At 75.2% G+C, this 17,528-nt stretch carries 16 protein-coding genes; 12 read left to right on the forward strand and 4 right to left on the reverse strand.

Going from position 1 to position 17,528, the window contains the following annotated elements:
- Nucleotides 1–4: 4 nt before the first annotated feature.
- Nucleotides 5–1,060: an NAD(P)-dependent alcohol dehydrogenase gene (locus tag GB864_RS02970; RefSeq protein WP_202106941.1), complete on the forward strand. Its 1,056-nt coding sequence runs from the start codon at nucleotides 5–7 to the stop codon at nucleotides 1,058–1,060.
- Between the two features lie 80 nt (nucleotides 1,061–1,140).
- On the opposite strand, the gene GB864_RS02975 is transcribed toward GB864_RS02970, so the two are convergent.
- Nucleotides 1,141–1,392 carry a MoaD/ThiS family protein gene (locus tag GB864_RS02975; RefSeq protein ID WP_202106942.1) on the reverse strand — a complete coding sequence of 84 codons (252 nt, stop codon included), beginning with the start codon at nucleotides 1,390–1,392 and terminating at the stop codon, nucleotides 1,141–1,143.
- A gap of 5 nt (nucleotides 1,393–1,397) precedes the next feature.
- Entirely contained in the window at nucleotides 1,398–2,477 is a 1,080-nt protein-coding gene (gene moaA / locus GB864_RS02980) for a GTP 3',8-cyclase MoaA (protein ID WP_160422864.1), read from the reverse strand.
- A 137-nt stretch (nucleotides 2,478–2,614) separates the two neighbouring features.
- On the opposite strand from moaA, the gene GB864_RS02985 reads away from it, so the two are divergent.
- From GB864_RS02985 to GB864_RS03020, 8 genes are all read left to right on the forward strand, one after another.
- A complete protein-coding gene (locus GB864_RS02985; protein ID WP_160422865.1) occupies nucleotides 2,615–3,013 on the forward strand; it encodes a TOBE domain-containing protein in 399 nt (132 codons plus the stop codon).
- A complete protein-coding gene (gene modA / locus GB864_RS02990) occupies nucleotides 3,010–3,828 on the forward strand; it encodes a molybdate ABC transporter substrate-binding protein (protein WP_160422866.1) in 819 nt (272 codons plus the stop codon). The genes GB864_RS02985 and modA overlap by 4 nt, the downstream gene beginning before the upstream one ends.
- An 89-nt stretch (nucleotides 3,829–3,917) precedes the next feature.
- A complete protein-coding gene (locus GB864_RS02995; RefSeq protein ID WP_160422879.1) occupies nucleotides 3,918–4,790 on the forward strand; it encodes an ABC transporter permease in 873 nt (290 codons plus the stop codon).
- The gene (locus tag GB864_RS18335) at nucleotides 4,787–6,952 is read left to right on the forward strand and encodes an ATP-binding cassette domain-containing protein (RefSeq protein WP_160422867.1); all 2,166 of its coding nucleotides are present in this window, start codon (nucleotides 4,787–4,789) and stop codon (nucleotides 6,950–6,952) included. Before GB864_RS02995 ends, GB864_RS18335 begins: the two co-directional genes overlap by 4 nt.
- On the forward strand, nucleotides 6,945–7,433 hold the full coding sequence (gene moaC / locus GB864_RS03005) for a cyclic pyranopterin monophosphate synthase MoaC (protein ID WP_160422868.1): 489 nt from the start codon (nucleotides 6,945–6,947) through the stop codon (nucleotides 7,431–7,433). The genes GB864_RS18335 and moaC overlap by 8 nt, the downstream gene beginning before the upstream one ends.
- Nucleotides 7,426–8,505, forward strand: a complete 1,080-nt coding sequence (locus tag GB864_RS03010; RefSeq protein ID WP_160422869.1) for a molybdenum cofactor biosynthesis protein MoaE — start codon at nucleotides 7,426–7,428, stop codon at nucleotides 8,503–8,505. Before moaC ends, GB864_RS03010 begins: the two co-directional genes overlap by 8 nt.
- Before the next feature lie 337 nt (nucleotides 8,506–8,842).
- Nucleotides 8,843–9,688 (forward strand): FAD binding domain-containing protein, encoded by an 846-nt coding sequence (locus GB864_RS03015; RefSeq protein WP_160422870.1) that lies wholly within the window; start codon nucleotides 8,843–8,845, stop codon nucleotides 9,686–9,688.
- 67 nt (nucleotides 9,689–9,755) lie between these two features.
- Complete coding sequence (locus GB864_RS03020; protein WP_160422871.1) at nucleotides 9,756–12,548, forward strand: molybdopterin-dependent oxidoreductase; 2,793 nt, start codon at nucleotides 9,756–9,758, stop codon at nucleotides 12,546–12,548.
- Nucleotides 12,549–12,812: 264 nt separating this feature from the next.
- On the opposite strand, the gene GB864_RS03025 is transcribed toward GB864_RS03020, so the two are convergent.
- Nucleotides 12,813–13,955 carry an XdhC family protein gene (locus tag GB864_RS03025; protein WP_160422872.1) on the reverse strand — a complete coding sequence of 381 codons (1,143 nt, stop codon included), beginning with the start codon at nucleotides 13,953–13,955 and terminating at the stop codon, nucleotides 12,813–12,815.
- Nucleotides 13,956–14,052: 97 nt separating this feature from the next.
- On the opposite strand from GB864_RS03025, the gene allB reads away from it, so the two are divergent.
- The gene (gene allB / locus GB864_RS03030; RefSeq protein ID WP_160422873.1) at nucleotides 14,053–15,399 is read left to right on the forward strand and encodes an allantoinase AllB; all 1,347 of its coding nucleotides are present in this window, start codon (nucleotides 14,053–14,055) and stop codon (nucleotides 15,397–15,399) included.
- Between the two features lie 54 nt (nucleotides 15,400–15,453).
- Complete coding sequence (locus GB864_RS03035; RefSeq protein ID WP_160422874.1) at nucleotides 15,454–15,972, forward strand: nucleoside deaminase; 519 nt, start codon at nucleotides 15,454–15,456, stop codon at nucleotides 15,970–15,972.
- A 146-nt stretch (nucleotides 15,973–16,118) separates the two neighbouring features.
- Here the strand turns inward: GB864_RS03035 and uraH are convergent, their stop codons facing one another.
- Nucleotides 16,119–17,012: a hydroxyisourate hydrolase gene (gene uraH, locus GB864_RS18895; protein ID WP_336603849.1), complete on the reverse strand. Its 894-nt coding sequence runs from the start codon at nucleotides 17,010–17,012 to the stop codon at nucleotides 16,119–16,121.
- Between the two features lie 16 nt (nucleotides 17,013–17,028).
- Here uraH and GB864_RS03050 point away from each other — a divergent pair.
- Nucleotides 17,029–17,528 (forward strand): nucleotidyltransferase family protein (locus GB864_RS03050; protein WP_160422875.1); only part of this gene is annotated, 500 nt, incomplete at its 3' end.

Genomic DNA, 17,528 nt, shown 5'->3' on the forward strand with positions numbered 1-17,528 from the left:
CATCTTGCACACCGAACCGCAACCCTCCGCCACGACCGGTGCCGCCCGCGTGGCCGCCCCCGGTGCCGCCCGTCCGACCATGCGGGCCGCGCTGGCCGACCGCTTCGGGCCGCCGGAGGTCGTCCGCATCGGCGAAGCGCCGCGGCCGGAGCCGGGAGCGCACGAGCTTCTCGTGCGGCTGCGGGCCTCGACGGTCAGCATCGCCGACCACCGGCTCCGCAGCCGCAGCGTCCCGCGCGGGCTCGGGCTGCTCGTCGGGCCGGCCATCGGGTTCCGCCGGCCCAAGCACCGCATCCTCGGGATGGAGGGCGCGGGCGTCGTCGAGGCGATCGGCTCAGCGGTGACGCGGTGGCAACCCGGTGACGAGGTCGTGCTGATGCGCGGCGCCGCGTTCGGCTGCCACGCCGAGTACGCCGTCGTCGCCGAGGACGGCCAGCTCGCCCGGAAGCCCGCGGAGCTCTCCTTCGAGGAGGCCGCCGCGATCGTGTTCGGCGGGCACACGGCCCTGCGCTACCTCGACGTCGTCGAACTCGGCCCCGGAACCTCGGTGCTCGTGAACGGCGCCTCCGGGGCGGTCGGCACGGCCCTCGTGCAGCTCGCCGCGGCCCGCGGGGCCGAGGTCGTCGCCGTCACGAGCGGGCGGAACGCCGACCTCGTGCGCTCGCTCGGCGCCGGCCGGGTCATCGACTACACGAGCGAGGACTTCACGGCGTCCGGCGAGCGCTTCGACGTCGTCGTCGACTGCGTCGGGAACGTGCCGCTCGCCCGGCTGCGGAACACGGTCCGCACCGGCGGCACGCTGCTGCTCGTCATCGTCGGGCTCGGCGGGATGCTCGCGGGCGGTTGGCACGCGCGGCGCGCGGGCATCCGCGTCGACCGCGACGGCGCGCCCGGCAGCGCCGACCTCATGGAGCGGCTCGTCGCCGAAGCGACCGCGGGACGGCTGCGACCCGTCGTCGACCGCACGTATCCGCTCGAGGAGATCGTCGAGGCGCACCGATACGTCGACACGGGGCGCAAGCGCGGCAACGTCGTGCTTACCGTCTCGCCGGTCGAGTAGCGAAGCGCATCGACGCCCGGTGAGTCGCGTGCGGGGTCTCGATACGCTCGCTGCGCTCGCTACTCGACCAGCGGGCGCGCTCAGCCGCCCGCGAACGGCGGGAGCACGTCGACCTTCGCCCCGGCGGGCACCGCGGCGCCGGGATCGCGCGTCGCGCGGCCGTCGACGAGGAACGAGCACCGGCCGAGGATGTCAGCGACCTCCGGCACCGCATCGGGCACGCGCTGGAGCGCCGCGACGACGCCCGACACCGTGTCGGACTCCGGCGCCACCTCGAGCATCCCGTGCCCGACGGCAGCGCGCGCCGCCGCGAAGAGCCGCACCGTCACCATCCGCGTCATCCTCCGATCGCGCTCATCGTGCGCTCCGGCTGCACGAAATCGGCCCGGCCGAGCTCGTGCCCGGCGGGCTTGACCCACATCGCCGCGCGCCAGCGATCGGCGAGCTCCGCGTCGGACTCGCCGTCGCGGAGGGGCTGCAGCAGTCCGTACTCCTCATGCGAGAAGAGGCACGAGCGCACGTCGCCCTCCGCCGTCAGGCGGGTGCGGCGGCAATCGGCGCAGAACGGCTCGGTGACGCTCGCGATGATGCCGAGGGTGCCGAGGCGACGGCCCCCGCCGTCGAGCACGGCGAAGCGTTCCGCGGGAGCGCCGTCGCGCGGCGCCTCGTCGGGGGCGAGCGTGCGGCGCCGCCCGATCGTCTCGCGGAGCTCGGCGGCCGTCACCATGGTGCGCCGGTTCCACGAGTGGTCGGCGTCGAGGGGCATCTGCTCGATGAAGCGCAGTTCGTAGCCGTGCTCGAGGGCCCAGTCGAGCAGTTCGATCGACTCGTCCTCGTTGACGCCGGGCAGCAGCACGGCGTTGAGCTTGATCGGCGCGAACCCCGCCTCGTCGGCCGCGGCGATGCCGGCGAGCACCCGGTCGAGGAACGGCCGGCGGGTGACGGCCTCGAACGTGTCGTGGCGGAGGGAGTCGAGCGAGACGTTGAGCCGGTCGAGGCCGGCCGCCTTGAGCTTGCCGGCACGGGCATCCAGGCCGATGGCGTTCGTCGTGAGGGAGATCTCGGGGCGCGGCTCGATCGCCGCGATGCGGGCGACGATGTCGACGAGGTCGGCGCGCAGCAGCGGTTCGCCGCCCGTGAACCGCACCTGTCGCACGCCGAGCCGCTCGACGCCGATGCGCACGAGCCGCTCGATCTCGTCGGCCGTCATCGTGCGTTCGCGGCCGATCGACGGGAGTCCCTCGGCGGGCATGCAGTAGGTGCAGCGCAGGTTGCAGCGGTCGGTGAGCGAGACGCGCAGGTCGGTCGCCATGCGGCCGAACCGGTCGACGAGACCCGCGGCATCGGGACGCCCGGCGGCGTCGGCGCGGGCGGTCGCGCCGCGCACGAGCGGGATGCCGAGAGCCGTGGGTGCCATGCCGCCAGCCTAGGCGCGTGACCGGCGGCGAGGCCGTCCCACGGTGCATCCATCGCCGACGCGAACGACCCGTTCGCCGTGTCATCCGGCCCGCCGTCGGTGGCGACCGTCGCAGATACGGCGCTATCGTCTCGTTCGTGACGCAGATACGGGTTTCGGAGGCGGCAGGCCTCCTCGGAGTGAGCGACGACACGGTTCGACGCTGGATCGACTCGGGCGCGCTCTCGGCCGCCGACGACGCCCACGGGCGGCTCGCGGTCGACGGCGCCGAGCTCGCGGCCCTCGCCGTCGAGCGCGCCAACGCCCCGGCCGACGGCGGCACCGCCTCGGCGCGCAATCGCTTCACCGGGCTCGTGACCCGCGTGCAGATCGACGGGGTCATGGCCCAGGTCGACCTGCAGGCCGGTCCGTTCCGCGTCGTGTCGCTCATGTCGGCCGAGGCCGCGCGCGAACTCGCGCTCGAGCCCGGTTCCGTCGCCACCGCGGTCGTCAAGGCGACGACCGTCATCGTCGAAACCCCCGGAGGACGCAGATGACCCGAACCCGCCGCTCCCGCTTCGCGCTCGGCGCGACCGTCCTCGCCGCGGCGCTGACGCTCGCGGGCTGCGCCTCCTCGGCTGGCGACGACCCGGCGGACGGCACGACCGGCACGGCGACGACCGGCCCGGAGCTCACGGGCGACCTCACGGTCTACGCCGCCGCGTCGCTCACGGCGGTGTTCGAGGAACTCGGCGATCGGTTCGAGGCCGCCAACCCGGGCGTCGAGATCGCCTTCTCGTTCGGCGGCTCCTCCGGGCTCGTCACGCAGCTGCAGGAAGGCGCCATCGCCGGGGTCTTCGCCTCGGCCGACGAGGCGAACATGGGCAAGCTCGTCGACGCCGGCCTCGTCGAGACGGAAGCCCCCCGGATCTTCGCGACGAACGTGCTCGAGATCGCGACGCCGCCGGACAACCCCGCGGGCATCGCGGCGTTCGCCGATCTCGCCGCACCCGGCGCGCGCGTGGTCGTGTGCGCGGAGCAGGTGCCGTGCGGCGCCGCGACGGCGAAGGTCGAGACGGCGACCGGCGTCGCGCTCTCCCCCGTCAGCGAGGAGCAGTCCGTCACCGACGTGCTCGCGAAAGTCGCCTCGGGCGACGCCGACGCCGGACTCGTCTACGCGACCGACGTGCAGGGAGCGGGCGGCAGCGTGCTCGGCGTGCCGTTCGACGAGTCCGCCGAGGCCGTGAACCGCTACCCGATCGCGGCCCTCGCCGACGCGCCCGACGCCGACCTCGCCGCCGCGTGGGTCGCCTTCGTGCTCGGACCCGACGGGCAGGAGGCGCTGGCGGCCGCCGGATTCGGCGCACCGTGAGCGCCGGGGCGCCGGGCGCCGATGCGACGCGGCTCGGCGGAGCGCCACGTCACGGCGGCCCGTCGGGCGTCGCACCCTTCCCGCGGTGGCTGCCGTTCGTCGCGGCCGTCGGGGCGCTGCTCGTCGTCGTCCCGCTCGTCGCCGTCGTCGCCCGCGTCGACTGGGCGCAGCTGCCGGCGCTGCTCACGAGCGAATCCTCGCTCGCGGCCCTCTGGTTGAGCCTCTCGACCTCCATCGCGGCGACCGCCGCGTGCATCGTGCTCGGCGTGCCGCTGGCGGTGGTGCTCGCGCGCTCGACGTTCCGCGGCATCGCGGCCGTGCGTGCCCTCGTGCTCGTACCGCTCGTGCTGCCGCCCGTGGTCGGCGGGCTCGCGCTGCTCTACGCGTTCGGCCGGCGCGGGCTCATCGGGCAGGCGCTCGAACCGTTCGGCATCGTCATCCCGTTCACGACGCTCGCGGTCGTCATCGCACAGACGTTCGTCGCGCTCCCGTTCCTCGTGCTCTCGCTCGAAGGCGCGCTGCGCACCGCGGGCGACCGCCACGAGCTCGTCGCCGCGACCCTCGGCGCCTCGCCGTCACGGGCGTTCCGCACGGTCACGCTGCCGCTCGTGCTGCCGGGGCTCGCCTCCGGGGCGCTGCTCGCGTTCGCGCGATCGCTCGGCGAGTTCGGGGCCACGCTCACGTTCGCGGGCTCGCTCGAGGGCGTCACCCGCACGCTCCCGCTCGAGATCTACCTCCAGCGCGAGGTCGACCCGGACGCCGCCGTCGCCCTCTCCCTGCTCCTCATCGTCATCGCGCTCGTCGTCGTGGTGCTCGGGCGGAACGCGCTCGGCGGCGGGGCGTTCCGCGCGGCGCCGAGGGCGGCATCCTCGCCGGTGCCGTCGAGCCGGCCGCCCGCGCCCGCGCCTGCGCCTGCGCCTGCTCGAGCGGACGAGACCCACGGTGCGGAGGACGAGCGATGACGCCCCCGGAGTCCGCTCGCGGGATCGGGCTCGCCGTCGACATCGCCCTGCCGCCGCGGCTCGCCCACATCGCCTTCGCCGTCGCGCCCGGCGAGACCCTCGCGATCACCGGCGACAACGGCGCCGGCAAGTCGACGCTCCTCGCGATCCTCGCGGGGCTCCTGCGGCCGGCATCTGGCACGGTCTCGCTCGAGGGCCGGATGCTCGCCGCCGACGGCGTGCACGTCCCGCCGCACCGCCGCGGCATCACGCTGCTCGGCCAGGGCGCGCCGCTGTTCCCCCATCTGTCGGTGCTCGACAACGTCGCCTACGCGCCGAAGGCGGCCGGTGCCGGCCGCACCGCCGCACGGGAGGTCGCCCGCGCGCGGCTCGACGAGGTCGGGATGCTGGGCTTCGCCGCTCGGCGCCCGCACGAGCTCTCGGGCGGGCAGGTCCGCCGCGTCGCCATCGCGCGCGCTCTCGCGGCCGACCCGGCCGTGCTGCTCCTCGACGAACCGCTCGCCGCAGTCGACCGCACCGCGGCGCCGGGCATCCGCTCGCTGCTGGAGAGCGTGCTCACGGGCCGACTGGCGCTCCTCGTCACCCACGATCCCGACGACCTCGTGCTCGCCGACCGGGGGCTGGCGCTCGACCGCGGCGGCCTCTCCCCCGCCCCTTCCCCGTCGTCGAACGGTCGCGAATCGTCGCTTCCGCGGCCCGATGACGACGATTCGCGACCGTTCGGCGGCCCGGTCGTCGCCGCCGCTAGCCTCGGAACGACGATGGGAGACACGATGGCAGCGGGCATCGGGGCGGGCACGGGGGCGGCAGGGACAGCGGCAATGACGACGGCGGGGGCGACGACGGATGCCTGGGAGGCGGGCCGCGCCCGGACGCCCGCCGAGCATCGAGCCGCGGTCGAGCTCCTGCTCGCGGGCGCGCTGGCGGCCCGGCCGACGATGCGGGTGCAGGTCGAGCTCATCGCCGAGTCGGACCGCACCTACGTGCTCGCCGAGGATGCAACGGCGGCGATCGCCATCCCGCCCTTCGACAACTCGCAGATGGACGGGTACGCCGTGCGCTCCGCCGACCTCGCCGCGGCGAGCGCGGACGCGCCGATCGAGCTCCCCGTCACCGGCATCGTGGCCGCGGGCGACGCCCCGGGCATCCTCGAAGCCGGCGGGGTCGCCGCCATCATGACGGGCGCGGCCGTGCCGGTCGGCGCCGACGCGATCGTGCCGGTCGAGGCGACCCGCGCGCTCGACGCGGGACCGCGCGGCTTCGCGGAGGTCGGCGGTGGAGTGTCCTTCACGGCGCCCGTGGCCTCCGGCACCTTCGTCCGCCGCACCGGGTCGGATGCCGAGGAGGGCGCCGTCGTGCTGCCCCCCGGCACGGTGCTCGGCGCCGCCCAGCTCGGCGCGCTGTCGTCGGCCGGGGTCGACGCGGTCGAGGTGCACGGCCGCGGGCCCACGGTGCTGCTCGTCTCGACGGGGGCCGAACTGCAGCCGAGCGGGCCGCTCGAACCGGGGCGCATCCGCGACTCGAACCGCATCGCGCTCACCTCGGCGCTCGTCGAGGCCGGGGCCGACGTGCGGGCGCGCACCCTCACGAGCGACGACCCCGACGAACTCGTCGCCCTGCTCGCGGAGGGCGTCGCCGACGAGCACGCCCGCATCGAACTCGTCGTCACGACGGGCGGCGTGAGCGCGGGCGCCTTCGAGGTCGTGCGCGAGGCGCTCGAACCCCGCGGCGTCGTATTCGGCTCGGTCGCGATGCAGCCGGGCGGACCGCAGGGGCTCGGTCTCGCGCGGCTGCCGCGCGCGCACTCCGACGATCCGGCCGCCGAGGTGCACGTGCCCGTCGTCGCGTTCCCCGGCAACCCCGTGAGCTGCCTCGTCTCGTTCGAGCTGTTCCTGCGCCCGGCCCTGCGCGCGGCGGTCGGGCTGCCCGCCGAGCGGCCCCGCGCCTGGGCGCCGCTCGCCGAGGCGACCGCCTCCCCCACGGGCAAGCACCAGGTGCGCCGCGGTCGCCTCGACGAGCACGGCCGGGTCGTCTTCGTCGGGGATGCCTCGTCGCATCGCATCGGCTCGTATGCTGCATCGACCGTGCTCGTGCACCTGCCCGTCGGGCGCGACGCGTTCGCCGCGGGCGAGCCGGTGGAGATCTGGAGGATCGATGACTGAGCCCGGCGACACCGGCCTGACCCACGTGCGGCCCGACGGCGCCGCGCACATGGTGGACGTGTCCGGCAAGGCCGTCACGAAGCGCGTCGCGGTCGCCGCGGGCGTCGTCGAGACGACCCCCGAGGTGATCGCCCTCCTCGTCGACGGCGCGCTGCCGAAGGGCGAAGCCCTCGGGGTCGCGCGGGTCGCGGGCATCCTCGGCGCGAAGCAGACGCCGCTGCTCGTGCCGCTGTGCCATCCCATCCCCATCACGGGCGTCGACGTCGACCTCGTCGCCGAGGGCACCGAGGTGCGCATCACGGCGAGCGTGAAGACGACCGGCGTGACCGGCGTCGAGATGGAGGCGCTGACCGCGGTCTCCGTCGCCGCCCTCACCGTCTACGACATGATCAAGGGCGTCGACCGCGCCGCCGTCATCCGCGACCTGCGCGTGCTCGAGAAGTCGGGCGGCCGGTCGGGCGAGTGGGTGCGGGATGCCTGAGCACCGCGCACCGTACTCGGGCGCACCGAATCAGGATGCCTCGCCGCGACGCGTCGCGGTCGTCATCGCGTCGAACCGCGCGGCCGCCGGCGTCTACCCCGACGACACGGGTCCGATGATCGCCGAGTGGGCCGCGGAGCGCGGGTGGACGTCGACCGTGTCGGTCGTGCCCGACGGCCCGGCGGTCGGCACGGCCCTGCGCACCGCGATCGCCTCGGGTGCCTCGCTCGTGCTCTCCTCGGGCGGCACGGGCGTCTCTCCCACCGACCGCACCCCCGAGGAGGCCGCGCCCCTGCTCGACCACGAGCTGCCCGGGCTCATGGAGGAGTTCCGCCGCCGCGGCGCCGCTCGCCGCTCGAACGCGCTGCTCAGTCGCGGCGTCGCGGGCATCGCCGGTCGCAGCCTGGTCGTCACCCTCCCCGGCTCGCCGGGCGCCGTGCGCGAGGGACTCGCGCTCCTCGACGAACTCGTCGACCACGTGCTCGACCAGCTCGACGGCGGCGACCACGTGCGGATGCCGGACGTGCCGGGAGTCGCGGCGGGGACCGCATCGGCCGCCACCGCCCCCGCCCCGGCGCACGATCACGGGCAGCCCCACGGACACGGACACGCCGACGCCCACGGGGCGACCAGCCCCGAGGAGGAGGCCGGCCGCGTCGCCTTCGCCCGCGTGAGCGAGACCACGGTGAGCGTCGAGGAGTGCGCGGCCGCTGTCGCCGGCGACGCTGACGGCGCCGTCGTGACCTTCGCAGGAGTCGTGCGCGACCACGACGACGGCCGCGGGGTGCGGCGGCTGGAGTACACGGGGCATCCGGACGCCGAGCGCATCATCGGCGAGGTGTGCCGCGCCGTTGCGCGCGAGCATCCGGCCGTTGCGATCGCCGCGGCGCACCGCGTCGGCCCCCTCGGGATCGGCGACCTCGCGCTCGCGTGCGCGGTCGCCTCCGCCCACCGCGCCGAGGCGTTCGCGGCCTGCGCCGCCCTCGTCGACCGCATCAAGGCCGAGACGCCCATCTGGAAGGAGCAGTTCTTCGACGACGGCTCCGCGGAGTGGGTCGGCGCGCTCGGCTGAGCGATGTCCCGAACCACGGAGCGCGCCGCCGAACTCGCCCGCCCCAGCTCGGCGGAGTTCGGGGAGGCGGGAGCGCGCAGCTCACGGAGGGCGAGTCGCACCGACGCCGTGTCGCGGATCGTCGACCGCACGGCCTGCGATCCGCGACACGGGCCGGAGCCGACGCACTCCCGCGCGGCGGTTCGGAGAGCCATCGCGCTGCCCCGTGCTCCAGTGCTCGCGCGCCTCCGTGAGTGCGGCGAACTCGCGCGCCGTCACCGGTCGGCAGCCGGCCCGAGCGCGGACACGCGCCCCTCCCTGTAACCGGCCGGACACACGGCGGGGTGACACTGTGCCGATGGACCTCACGGCCGTCGACTCGCTCCGCATCGCCCGCACCCCGGGCGATCTCGTGCTCGCGCCCGGGGAGGCGTGGCTCGCGGGCGGGTCGTGGCTCTTCAGCGAGCCGCAGCCGGAGACCACCGGGCTGGTCGACCTCATGGGGCTCGGCTGGACGCCGGTCGAGGAACTTCCAGGCGGCGGCCTGCGCGTCGCCGCGACGTGCACCATCGCCGAGCTCTCGGCGGCCGCTCCCTCGCTCGCGCGGGCCGCCGCGCCCCTCCTCGAGGCGTGCTGCCGTGCACTGCTCGGCTCGTTCAAGGTGTGGAACGTCGCGACCGTCGGCGGCAACCTCGCCAACTCGCTCCCGGCCGGCCCGATGATCTCCCTCGGCGTCGCGCTCGACGGCGAACTCGACGTGTGGGGGCCGGATGACGCGGAGCGGCGCATCCCGGTCGCCGACTTCGTCACGGGCGTGAACGCCAACGTGCTCGCGCCCGGCGAGGTCATCCGGGCCCTCGACATCCCGGCGCACGCGCTCGACGCCCGACCGGCGATGCGCAAGACCTCGCTGCTCGCGATCGGCCGATCGAGCGCCCTCGTCACCGGGCGGCTCGACGCCGACGGGGCGACGACGATCGGCGTGACGGCGGCGACCTCGCGACCCGAGGTGCTGCGCTTCGCGGCGCTGCCCGACGCGGATGTTCTCGAAGCCGCCCTCGACGGCATCGGCACGTGGTTCGACGACCCGCACGGCACGGCCGACTGGCGCGAGGGCATCACCCGGGTGCTCGCGCGCGAGGTCGTCGCGGAACTCGGCGACCCCGACGCCGCCTTCGTCGACGGCACGGCGGTGCGCCCATGAACCGGCCCCGCGCCGAGGTCGACGGCCCGCGAATCGTCGACCGCCTCCCGACGACGGCGGTGCGCCCATGAGGGCGGACGTCGACGGCAGTCCGCTCGAGGCCGACGCGGCCCCCGGCCAGGTGCTGCGCACGTGGCTGCGGGAGGCGGGCGTGCACTCGGTCAAGAAGGGCTGCGACGCCGGCGACTGCGGGGCGTGCAGCGTGCTCGTCGACGGGGAGGCCGTGCACTCGTGCATCCTGCCCGCGCATCGCGCCGACGGCCGCACCGTGACGACGGCCGCCGGCCTCGGCGACCCGGACGACCTCTCCGACGTGCAGCGCTGCTTCACCGACGCCGCCGGTTTCCAGTGCGGGTTCTGCACGGCGGGGTTCGTCGTGACGGCATCCTCCGACACCGTGCGAGGGGCCGCGCCCGAGGACCTGCCGCGCCTGCTCAAGGGCAACCTCTGCCGCTGCACGGGCTACCGGGCCATCGGCGACGCCCTCGCCGGCGTCGTCAACGTCGAGCGTCCGCAGGGCGGCGAGGCCTCCTTCGGGCGGTCGCTGCCGGCACCCGCGGCCGAGCGCATCGTGAGCGGCCGCGAGCCGTACACCTTCGATCTCACGACCCGCGGGCTCGCGCACCTCGTCGTCGTGCGGAGCACTGAGCCGCACGCGCGCATCCTCGGCATCGACACGGCCGCGGCCGAGGCCGTGCCGGGCGTGCTCGCCGTGCTCACGCATCGCGACTCCCCGGCGACCCCGTTCTCGACGGCGCGGCACGAGCACCGCGAGGACGACCCCGACGACTCGCTCGTGCTCGACCCCGTCGTGCGCTTCGTCGGCCAGCGCGTCGCGGCCGTCGTCGCGGAGACGGCCGCCGCCGCCGATCGGGCGGCCCGGCTGGTGCGCGTGACCTACGAACCGCTCCCGGCCGTGTTCGACCCCGAGGATGCCCGCCGCCCCGGCACCCCGCTCCTGCACGGCGAGAAGCCGGCCGACTCCCGCATCGCGGACCCCGCGCGCAACGTCGTCGCCGAGGTCCACGGCGAGGTCGGCGACGTCGAGGCAGGGTTCGCGGACGCCGTCGCGGGCGGCGGCGCCGTCGTCGAGGGCGAGTGGCGCACCCAGCGCGTCAACCACGTGCACCTCGAGACGAAGGGTGCACGGGGCTGGCTCGACGACGCCGGCCGCCTCGTCATCCGCACCTCCTCGCAGGTGCCCTACCTCGTGCGCGACGAACTCGCCCACGTCTTCGGCCTCGACCGCGACGCGGTGCGCGTCTTCACCGCCCGCGTCGGCGGCGGCTTCGGCGGCAAGCAGGAGCTGCTCACCGAGGACCTCGTCGCCCTCGCCGTCCTGCGGACCGGCCGGCCCGTGCAGTACGAGGTCTCACGGCAGGAGGAGTTCGCGGCGATGCCGACGAGGCATCCCTTCCGCGTGCGCGTGCGCGCCGGGGCCGGCCCCGACGGCGCGCTCACCGCGCTCGCCGTCGACGTGCTCTCGGACGCCGGCGCCTACGGCAACCACTCGGTCGGCGTCATGTTCCACGGCTGCTCCGAGTCGATGGAGGTCTACCGCGTGCCCAACAAGCGCGTGGACGCCGCCGCCGTGTACACGAACCACGTTCCGTCGGGCGCGTTCCGCGGGTACGGGCTCGGCCAGCTCATCTTCGCCATCGAGTCGGCGCTCGACGAGCTCGCGCGCAAGGTCGGCGTCGACCCCGTCGAGTTCCGCCGCCGCAACGTCGTCGTGCCGGGGGACGCGCTCGTCTCCTGGGCCGTGCACGACGACGACCTCGGGCTCGACTTCGGCGGTCCTCGCGCCTACGGCCTCGACCAGTGCCTCGACCTCGTCGAGGACGCGCTCGACACCCTGCCCGACGCCCCCGCGCCCGGCACGCCCGTGCCCGCGGTCGACGACCCCACGTGGCGACGCGGACGCGGCATGGCCGTCGCCATGATCGCGACGATGCCGCCGCGCGGGCACCTCGCCGACGTGTCGATCACCCTGGACGCCTCGGGCGCCTGCACGCTCGACGTCGGCACCGCCGAGTTCGGCAACGGCACCACGACGGTGCACCGGCAGGTCGCCTCGAGCGTGCTCGGACTCGCGCCCGACCAGATCCGCATCCGCCAGTCGGACACGGACGTCGTCGGCTACGACACCGGCGCGTTCGGCTCGGCCGGGTCGGTCGTTGCGGGCAAGGCCGTCGAGCTCGCCGCGCTGCGGCTCCGCGAACGGGTGCTCGCGCTCGCGGCCGACGAACTGGGCGAGGATGCCTCGGCGCTGACGCTCTCGCCAGGCGGCGTCGTGCGGCCGGACGGCGACGTCATCCCGTTCGGGCTGCTGCTCGCCGGGGCGGGCGTCGAACGGCTGTCGGCGGATGCCGACCACCGCGGCACACCGCGCTCGCTCGCGTTCAACGTGCACGGGTTCCGCGTCGCGGTATCGACCGAGACGGGCGAGGTGCGCGTGCTCGCGTCGGTGCAGGCGGCCGACGCCGGCACGGTCATCAACCCCGAGCAGCTGCGTGGACAGATCGAGGGCGGCGTCGCCCAGGCGCTCGGCACCGCGCTCTCGGAGGAGATCGCGATCTCCCCGGAGAACGGCGCCCCGACCACGACGACCCTGCGCACCTACCGCGTGCCGCAGTTCGCCGACGTGCCGCCGACCGCCGTGCGCTTCGCCGACACCTACGACGAGCTCGGCGTGCGCGGCGCGAAGTCGATGAGCGAGGCGCCGTACAACCCCGTGGCACCGGCGCTCGCGAACGCGGTGCGGGATGCCATCGGCGTGCGCCCGCACGAGCTCCCCATGTCCCGCGACCGCATCTGGCGGCTGCTGCGAACGCCCCCGCCGGGACCGCCGGTCGAGTAGGCGCGCCAGCGCCGTATCGAGACCCCGGAAGTCACCTCACCGAGTCTCGATACGCTCCTGCGTCGCTACTCGACCAGCGCCCCACCGCCGGTCGAGTAGGCGCGCCAGCGCCGTATCGAGACCCCGCAACGCAGCCCACCAGGTCTCGAGACGCTCCTGCGTCGCTACTCGACCACCGTCCCCAACGCCGGTCGAGTAGGCGCGCCAGCGCCGTATCGAGACCCCGCAACGCAGCCCACCAGGTCTCGAGACGCTCCTGCGTCGCTACTCGACCAACGCCGCACCGGCCGGGAACGCGTGGATGCTGCCGTGCATCGCCCGCAACGGCTGGGCCGTGCGACCGGATCGGACCGCGACGACCTCCGCGAGGATGGACACCGCGATCTCCGCGGGCGTGGTCGCGCCGAGGTCGAGGCCGATCGGCGAGTGCAGGCGGTCGAGGTCGGCCTCGGTGACGCCGAAGGCCGCGAGCCGTCGGCGCCGCTCGACGTCGGTGCGCCGCGAGCCCATCGCGCCGACGTAGGCGAACCGCGGCGTCGTCTCCAGCGCGAGGGCGAGCAGCGGCAGTTCGACCTCGACGTCGTGGGTCAGCACGGCGACGACGGTGCGGGCGTCGGCGCTGCCGTCCGCGATGGCGGCGGCGAGCACGTCGGCGGGCCACGCGGCGCGCACCTCGTGCGCGGCGGGGAAGCGCTCGGCGGTCGCGAACCCGGGCCGCGGATCGACGAGCAGCACGCGGTAGCCGAGCGGGCGGGCGGCCTCGGCGAGCGCGGCCCCGACGGCGACCGCGCCGGCGATGACGAGGAGCGGCGGGGCGAGCCGGCTCTCGACGAACACCTCGAGGGGCTCGCCGTCGCAGTCGAAGCGCACCATGCCGGTCTGCCCGGCGGCGATGCGCGCGGCGATCTCGGCCCGGAGGCGGTCGGCCGCGAGCCCCCGCACGCCCTCGGCGCGGAGCATCCGGTCGTCGGGGCCGTCGGCGTCGATCACGCGACCGACGAGCGCGGGCGGGCCGCTGACGATCGTCGCGATGCCCGCGTCGGCCCCCGCTCGGACGCGCTCGAGCGCGTCGATCGGTGCGGGCCCGAGCGAGTCGGGTTCGATCACGCGCACGAAGACCTCGAGTTCGCCGCCGCACGCGAGCCCGGCGACGAAGGCCGACTCGTCGTCGATGCCGAACTCGGCGCGGCGGGGCGGGGCGCCGTCGAGCGCGTCGCGGCAGAGTTCCACGACGGCGCCGTCGACGCAGCCGGCGGAGACGTTGCCGGCGATGCGGCCGTCGGCCCCGACCAGCATCGCGGCGCCGGGCGGGCGCGGGGCGGAGCCGTGCACCTCGGTGACGGTCGCGAGGGCGAATCGCTCCCCCGCGGCCAGTCGGTCCAGGATTTCGCGGCTCAGTTCGAGCATGGCGGCAGCCTAGGCGGGTGAACGTTTCGCGGCGGTTACCGGGGCGCCGATGGCGTTACGCGGTGGAAACCGGTGGATTGTTAGCGTCATCAACATCATGAGCGACCTCGAACTCGTCATCAGCGCCGGGCGCGCCTCCCTCGGCGACGCGTGGCGCGCCGTTCGCATCGGCATCGCCGGCGGCCGCATCGCGACGCTCGACGCCCCCGCGTCGCCGGGCGTCCCCGAGGTCGTCCTCGCCGCCGACGAGGTGCTGCTGCCCGGCCTCGTCGACACGCACGTGCACGTCAACGAGCCCGGCCGCACCGAGTGGGAGGGCTTCGACTCCGCGACCCGCGCGGCCGCCGCGGGCGGGGTGACGACGCTCCTCGACATGCCGCTCAACTCGATCCCGCCGACCATCGACCCCGACGCTCTCGACGTGAAGCGCGCGGTCGCCGGACCGAAGGCCCGCATCGACGTCGGGTTCTGGGGCGGCGCCGTGCCGAGCAACCTCGGTCGCCTGCGCGAGCTCCACGACCGCGGCGTCTTCGGCTTCAAGTGCTTCCTCAGCCCGAGCGGCGTCGACGAGTTCCCGCACCTGTCCACCGACGAGCTGCACCGCGCGCAGGCCGAGCTCGCCGCCTTCGACGGGCTGCTCATCGTGCACGCCGAGGACCCGGCCGTGCTCGACGCCCACGTCGACCCCGACGGCGGCGCCGCCTATGCGCGATTCGTCGCGAGCCGCCCGCCCGAGGCCGAGACGACCGCGATCGAGCACGTCATCGCCGGGCTCCGCGCCCACGGCGGCCGCGCCCACATCCTGCACGTGTCGAGCGCCCGCACGCTGCCGCTCATCGCCGCGGCGAAGGCCGAGGGTCTGCGGCTCACCGCCGAGACCTGCCCGCACTACCTCACCCTCGACGCCGAGCACATCGCCGACGGCGCGACGGCGTTCAAGTGCTGCCCGCCGATCCGCGACGAGGCGAACCGGGATGCCCTCTGGGCCGGCCTCGTCGACGGCACGCTCGACCTGATCGTCTCCGACCACTCCCCCGCGACCGCCGAGCTCAAGCTCGACCCCGACGGCGACTTCACGCGAGCGTGGGGCGGCATCTCGGGCCTCCAGCTCGGCCTGGCGGCGGTCTGGACGGAGGCGGCCCGCCGCGGCCTGCCGCTCGAGTTCGTGATCCACCGGATGTCGCGGGCGACGGCCGACTTCGCGGGACTCGCCGACCGGGGCCGCATCGAGGTCGGCGCCCGAGCCGACCTCGTCGCCTTCGCCCCCGATCGCGCCTTCGTCGTCGACCCCGAGCGCCTCGCCCACAAGAACCGCGTCAGCGCCTACGCGGGCGCCGAACTCCGGGGGGTCGTGGCCCGCACGTGGCTCGCCGGTTCGCCGGTCGATGCGGATGCGCCGCCGCGCGGCATCCTCGTCGAACGCCCCTTCCCGCTGGTCGAGTAGGTCGCGCAGCGGCCGTATCGAGACCGAGTCCCACCGCACGTCAGGAGCACCACTATGAACGCCCAGCACTTCGACAAGCCCGAGGTCGACCCCGGCGCCGAGAACGAGGCCGACCTCCGCTACCTCGAGCAGGCGATCACCCTCGCGGTCGACAACGTCGCCGCGGGCGGCGGCCCGTTCGGTGCGGTCATCGTGCGCGGCCGCGAGGTCATCGCGACGGGGCAGAACCGCGTCACGCGCGACCTCGACCCCACCGCCCACGCCGAGGTCACCGCGATCCGCGCCGCGTGCGCCGCGATCGGCGACTTCTCGCTCGCCGGCGCGACGCTCTACACCTCGTGCGAGCCGTGCCCGCTGTGCCTCGCGGCGTGCTTGTGGGCGCGCCTGGACCGCATCGTCTTCGCCGCGGACCGGGACGACGCCGCGGAGGGCGGGTTCGACGACCGCGCCTTCTACGAGCTCTTCACGCAGGATCGGGCGACGTGGGAGACCCGCGTCGACACCGTGCGGCCCGAGAACGCGTTCGCGCCGTTCGATGCGTGGCTGTCCAAGGGCGACCGCACCGACTACTGAGCGGCCCGCTGGTCGAGGAGCGACGAAGGAGCCTCCCGAGACCGCGTCGACCGAGCGGCCCGCTGGTCGAGGAGCGACGAAGGAGCGTCTCGAGACCACGTCATCGGGTCTCGATCCCCTTCGCCCCTCGACCGGCGAGAAAGCGCTCAGCTGCCGCGATACGTCGAGTACGCGAACGGGCTGAGCAGCACGGGGACGTGGTAGTGCTCGTGGGGATTCGCGATCGCGAAGGCGATGACGACCTCCGGGTAGAAGGATGCCCGCGCGTCGGCCGCGAAGTACGCGTCCGTGTCGAAGACGAGCCGATACGCGCCAGCGGGCAGGTCGTCGGGACCGAGGCGGCCCGCGCGGCCGTCGGCGTCGGTGATCGCTTCGCCGAGCACGGCGCCTGCCGCGTCCTCGAGGCGCACCGGCACGCCGCGGGCCGGACGGCCGAGGGCGGCGTCGAGCACGTGGGTCGTGACGCGGCTGCGGGACGCCGCGGACGCCGGCTCGATCGGCGCGACGCCGAGCGGCAACGGAGCATCCCGGAAGGTCTGGGCGAGGCGCAGCAGCGCGATCTCGCCGAGCTGCGCGCCGACGGTGGCGAGCTCGGCGTCGTCGTCGAGGCCGAGGCGGCGCTCGAGCTCCTCGAGGATCTCCCCGCGCGTGCGCCCGGCGGCGCGGATGAGGAAGACCCGGCCGAAGCGCTCCTCGTAGCGCCGGTTGCCGTCGGCGATCTTCGCGGCGAGCACGGGGTCGTCGGCGTCGGGCGCACCGCCCTGCTCGCGGCGCGAGTGCGCGGCCTCGGCACCGGCGCCCGCTGGGCGTTCCCCGATGCGCGGGTGGGCGGCGAGCGCCTCGTCGATCTCGGCGGCCGAGAGATCGGATGACTCGGCGCGGGCGAGCGCGATGAGGTCGGCGACCTGCTCGAACGGCGCGCCCGCGGCGACGGCGTCGACGAACCGCTCGACGCGGAGGGCCGTGCGCAGGCCCTCGGTCAGCTCGGCGAGGTCGACGGGATCGCGGTCGATTCCGGCGGGGGGCGTTGCAGGGGCCATGCGATAGACAGTACCCATGGCGCACGTTTCGGGGGTGTTGCTCGCCGCCGGTGCGGGCAAGCGGTTCGGTCGCCCCAAGGCGCTCGCCGTGGAGGACGGGGAGCCCTGGCTCGCCTCGGGCGTCCGGATGCTCCTCGACGGCGGCTGCGACGAGGTGCTGGTCGTGCTCGGCGCCCGCGCCGACGAGGCCGCCGCGCTCGTGCCCGCCGATCCGCACGTGCGCGTCGTCGTCGCGGCCGACTGGGAGGACGGCGTCTCCGCGTCGCTCCGCGCGGGGCTCACGGCGCTCGAGGGCACGACCGACGGGCCGGACGGCACGACACCCGGCACCGCGCCCGACTCCATGCCCGACGCCGCCCTCGTCTCCCTCGTCGATCTCGTCGGCCTCCCCGCGACGGCCGCGGCGCGGGTGCGCACGGCGGCCGAGGCATCCGGCCCGCTCGCCTCGGCGCTCGCCCGCGCGACGTACCGCGGCCTGCCCGGGCATCCGGTGCTGCTCGGGCGCGACCACTGGGC

It is taken from the genome of Agromyces seonyuensis (assembly GCF_009789225.1).
Classification (GTDB): domain Bacteria; phylum Actinomycetota; class Actinomycetes; order Actinomycetales; family Microbacteriaceae; genus Agromyces; species Agromyces seonyuensis.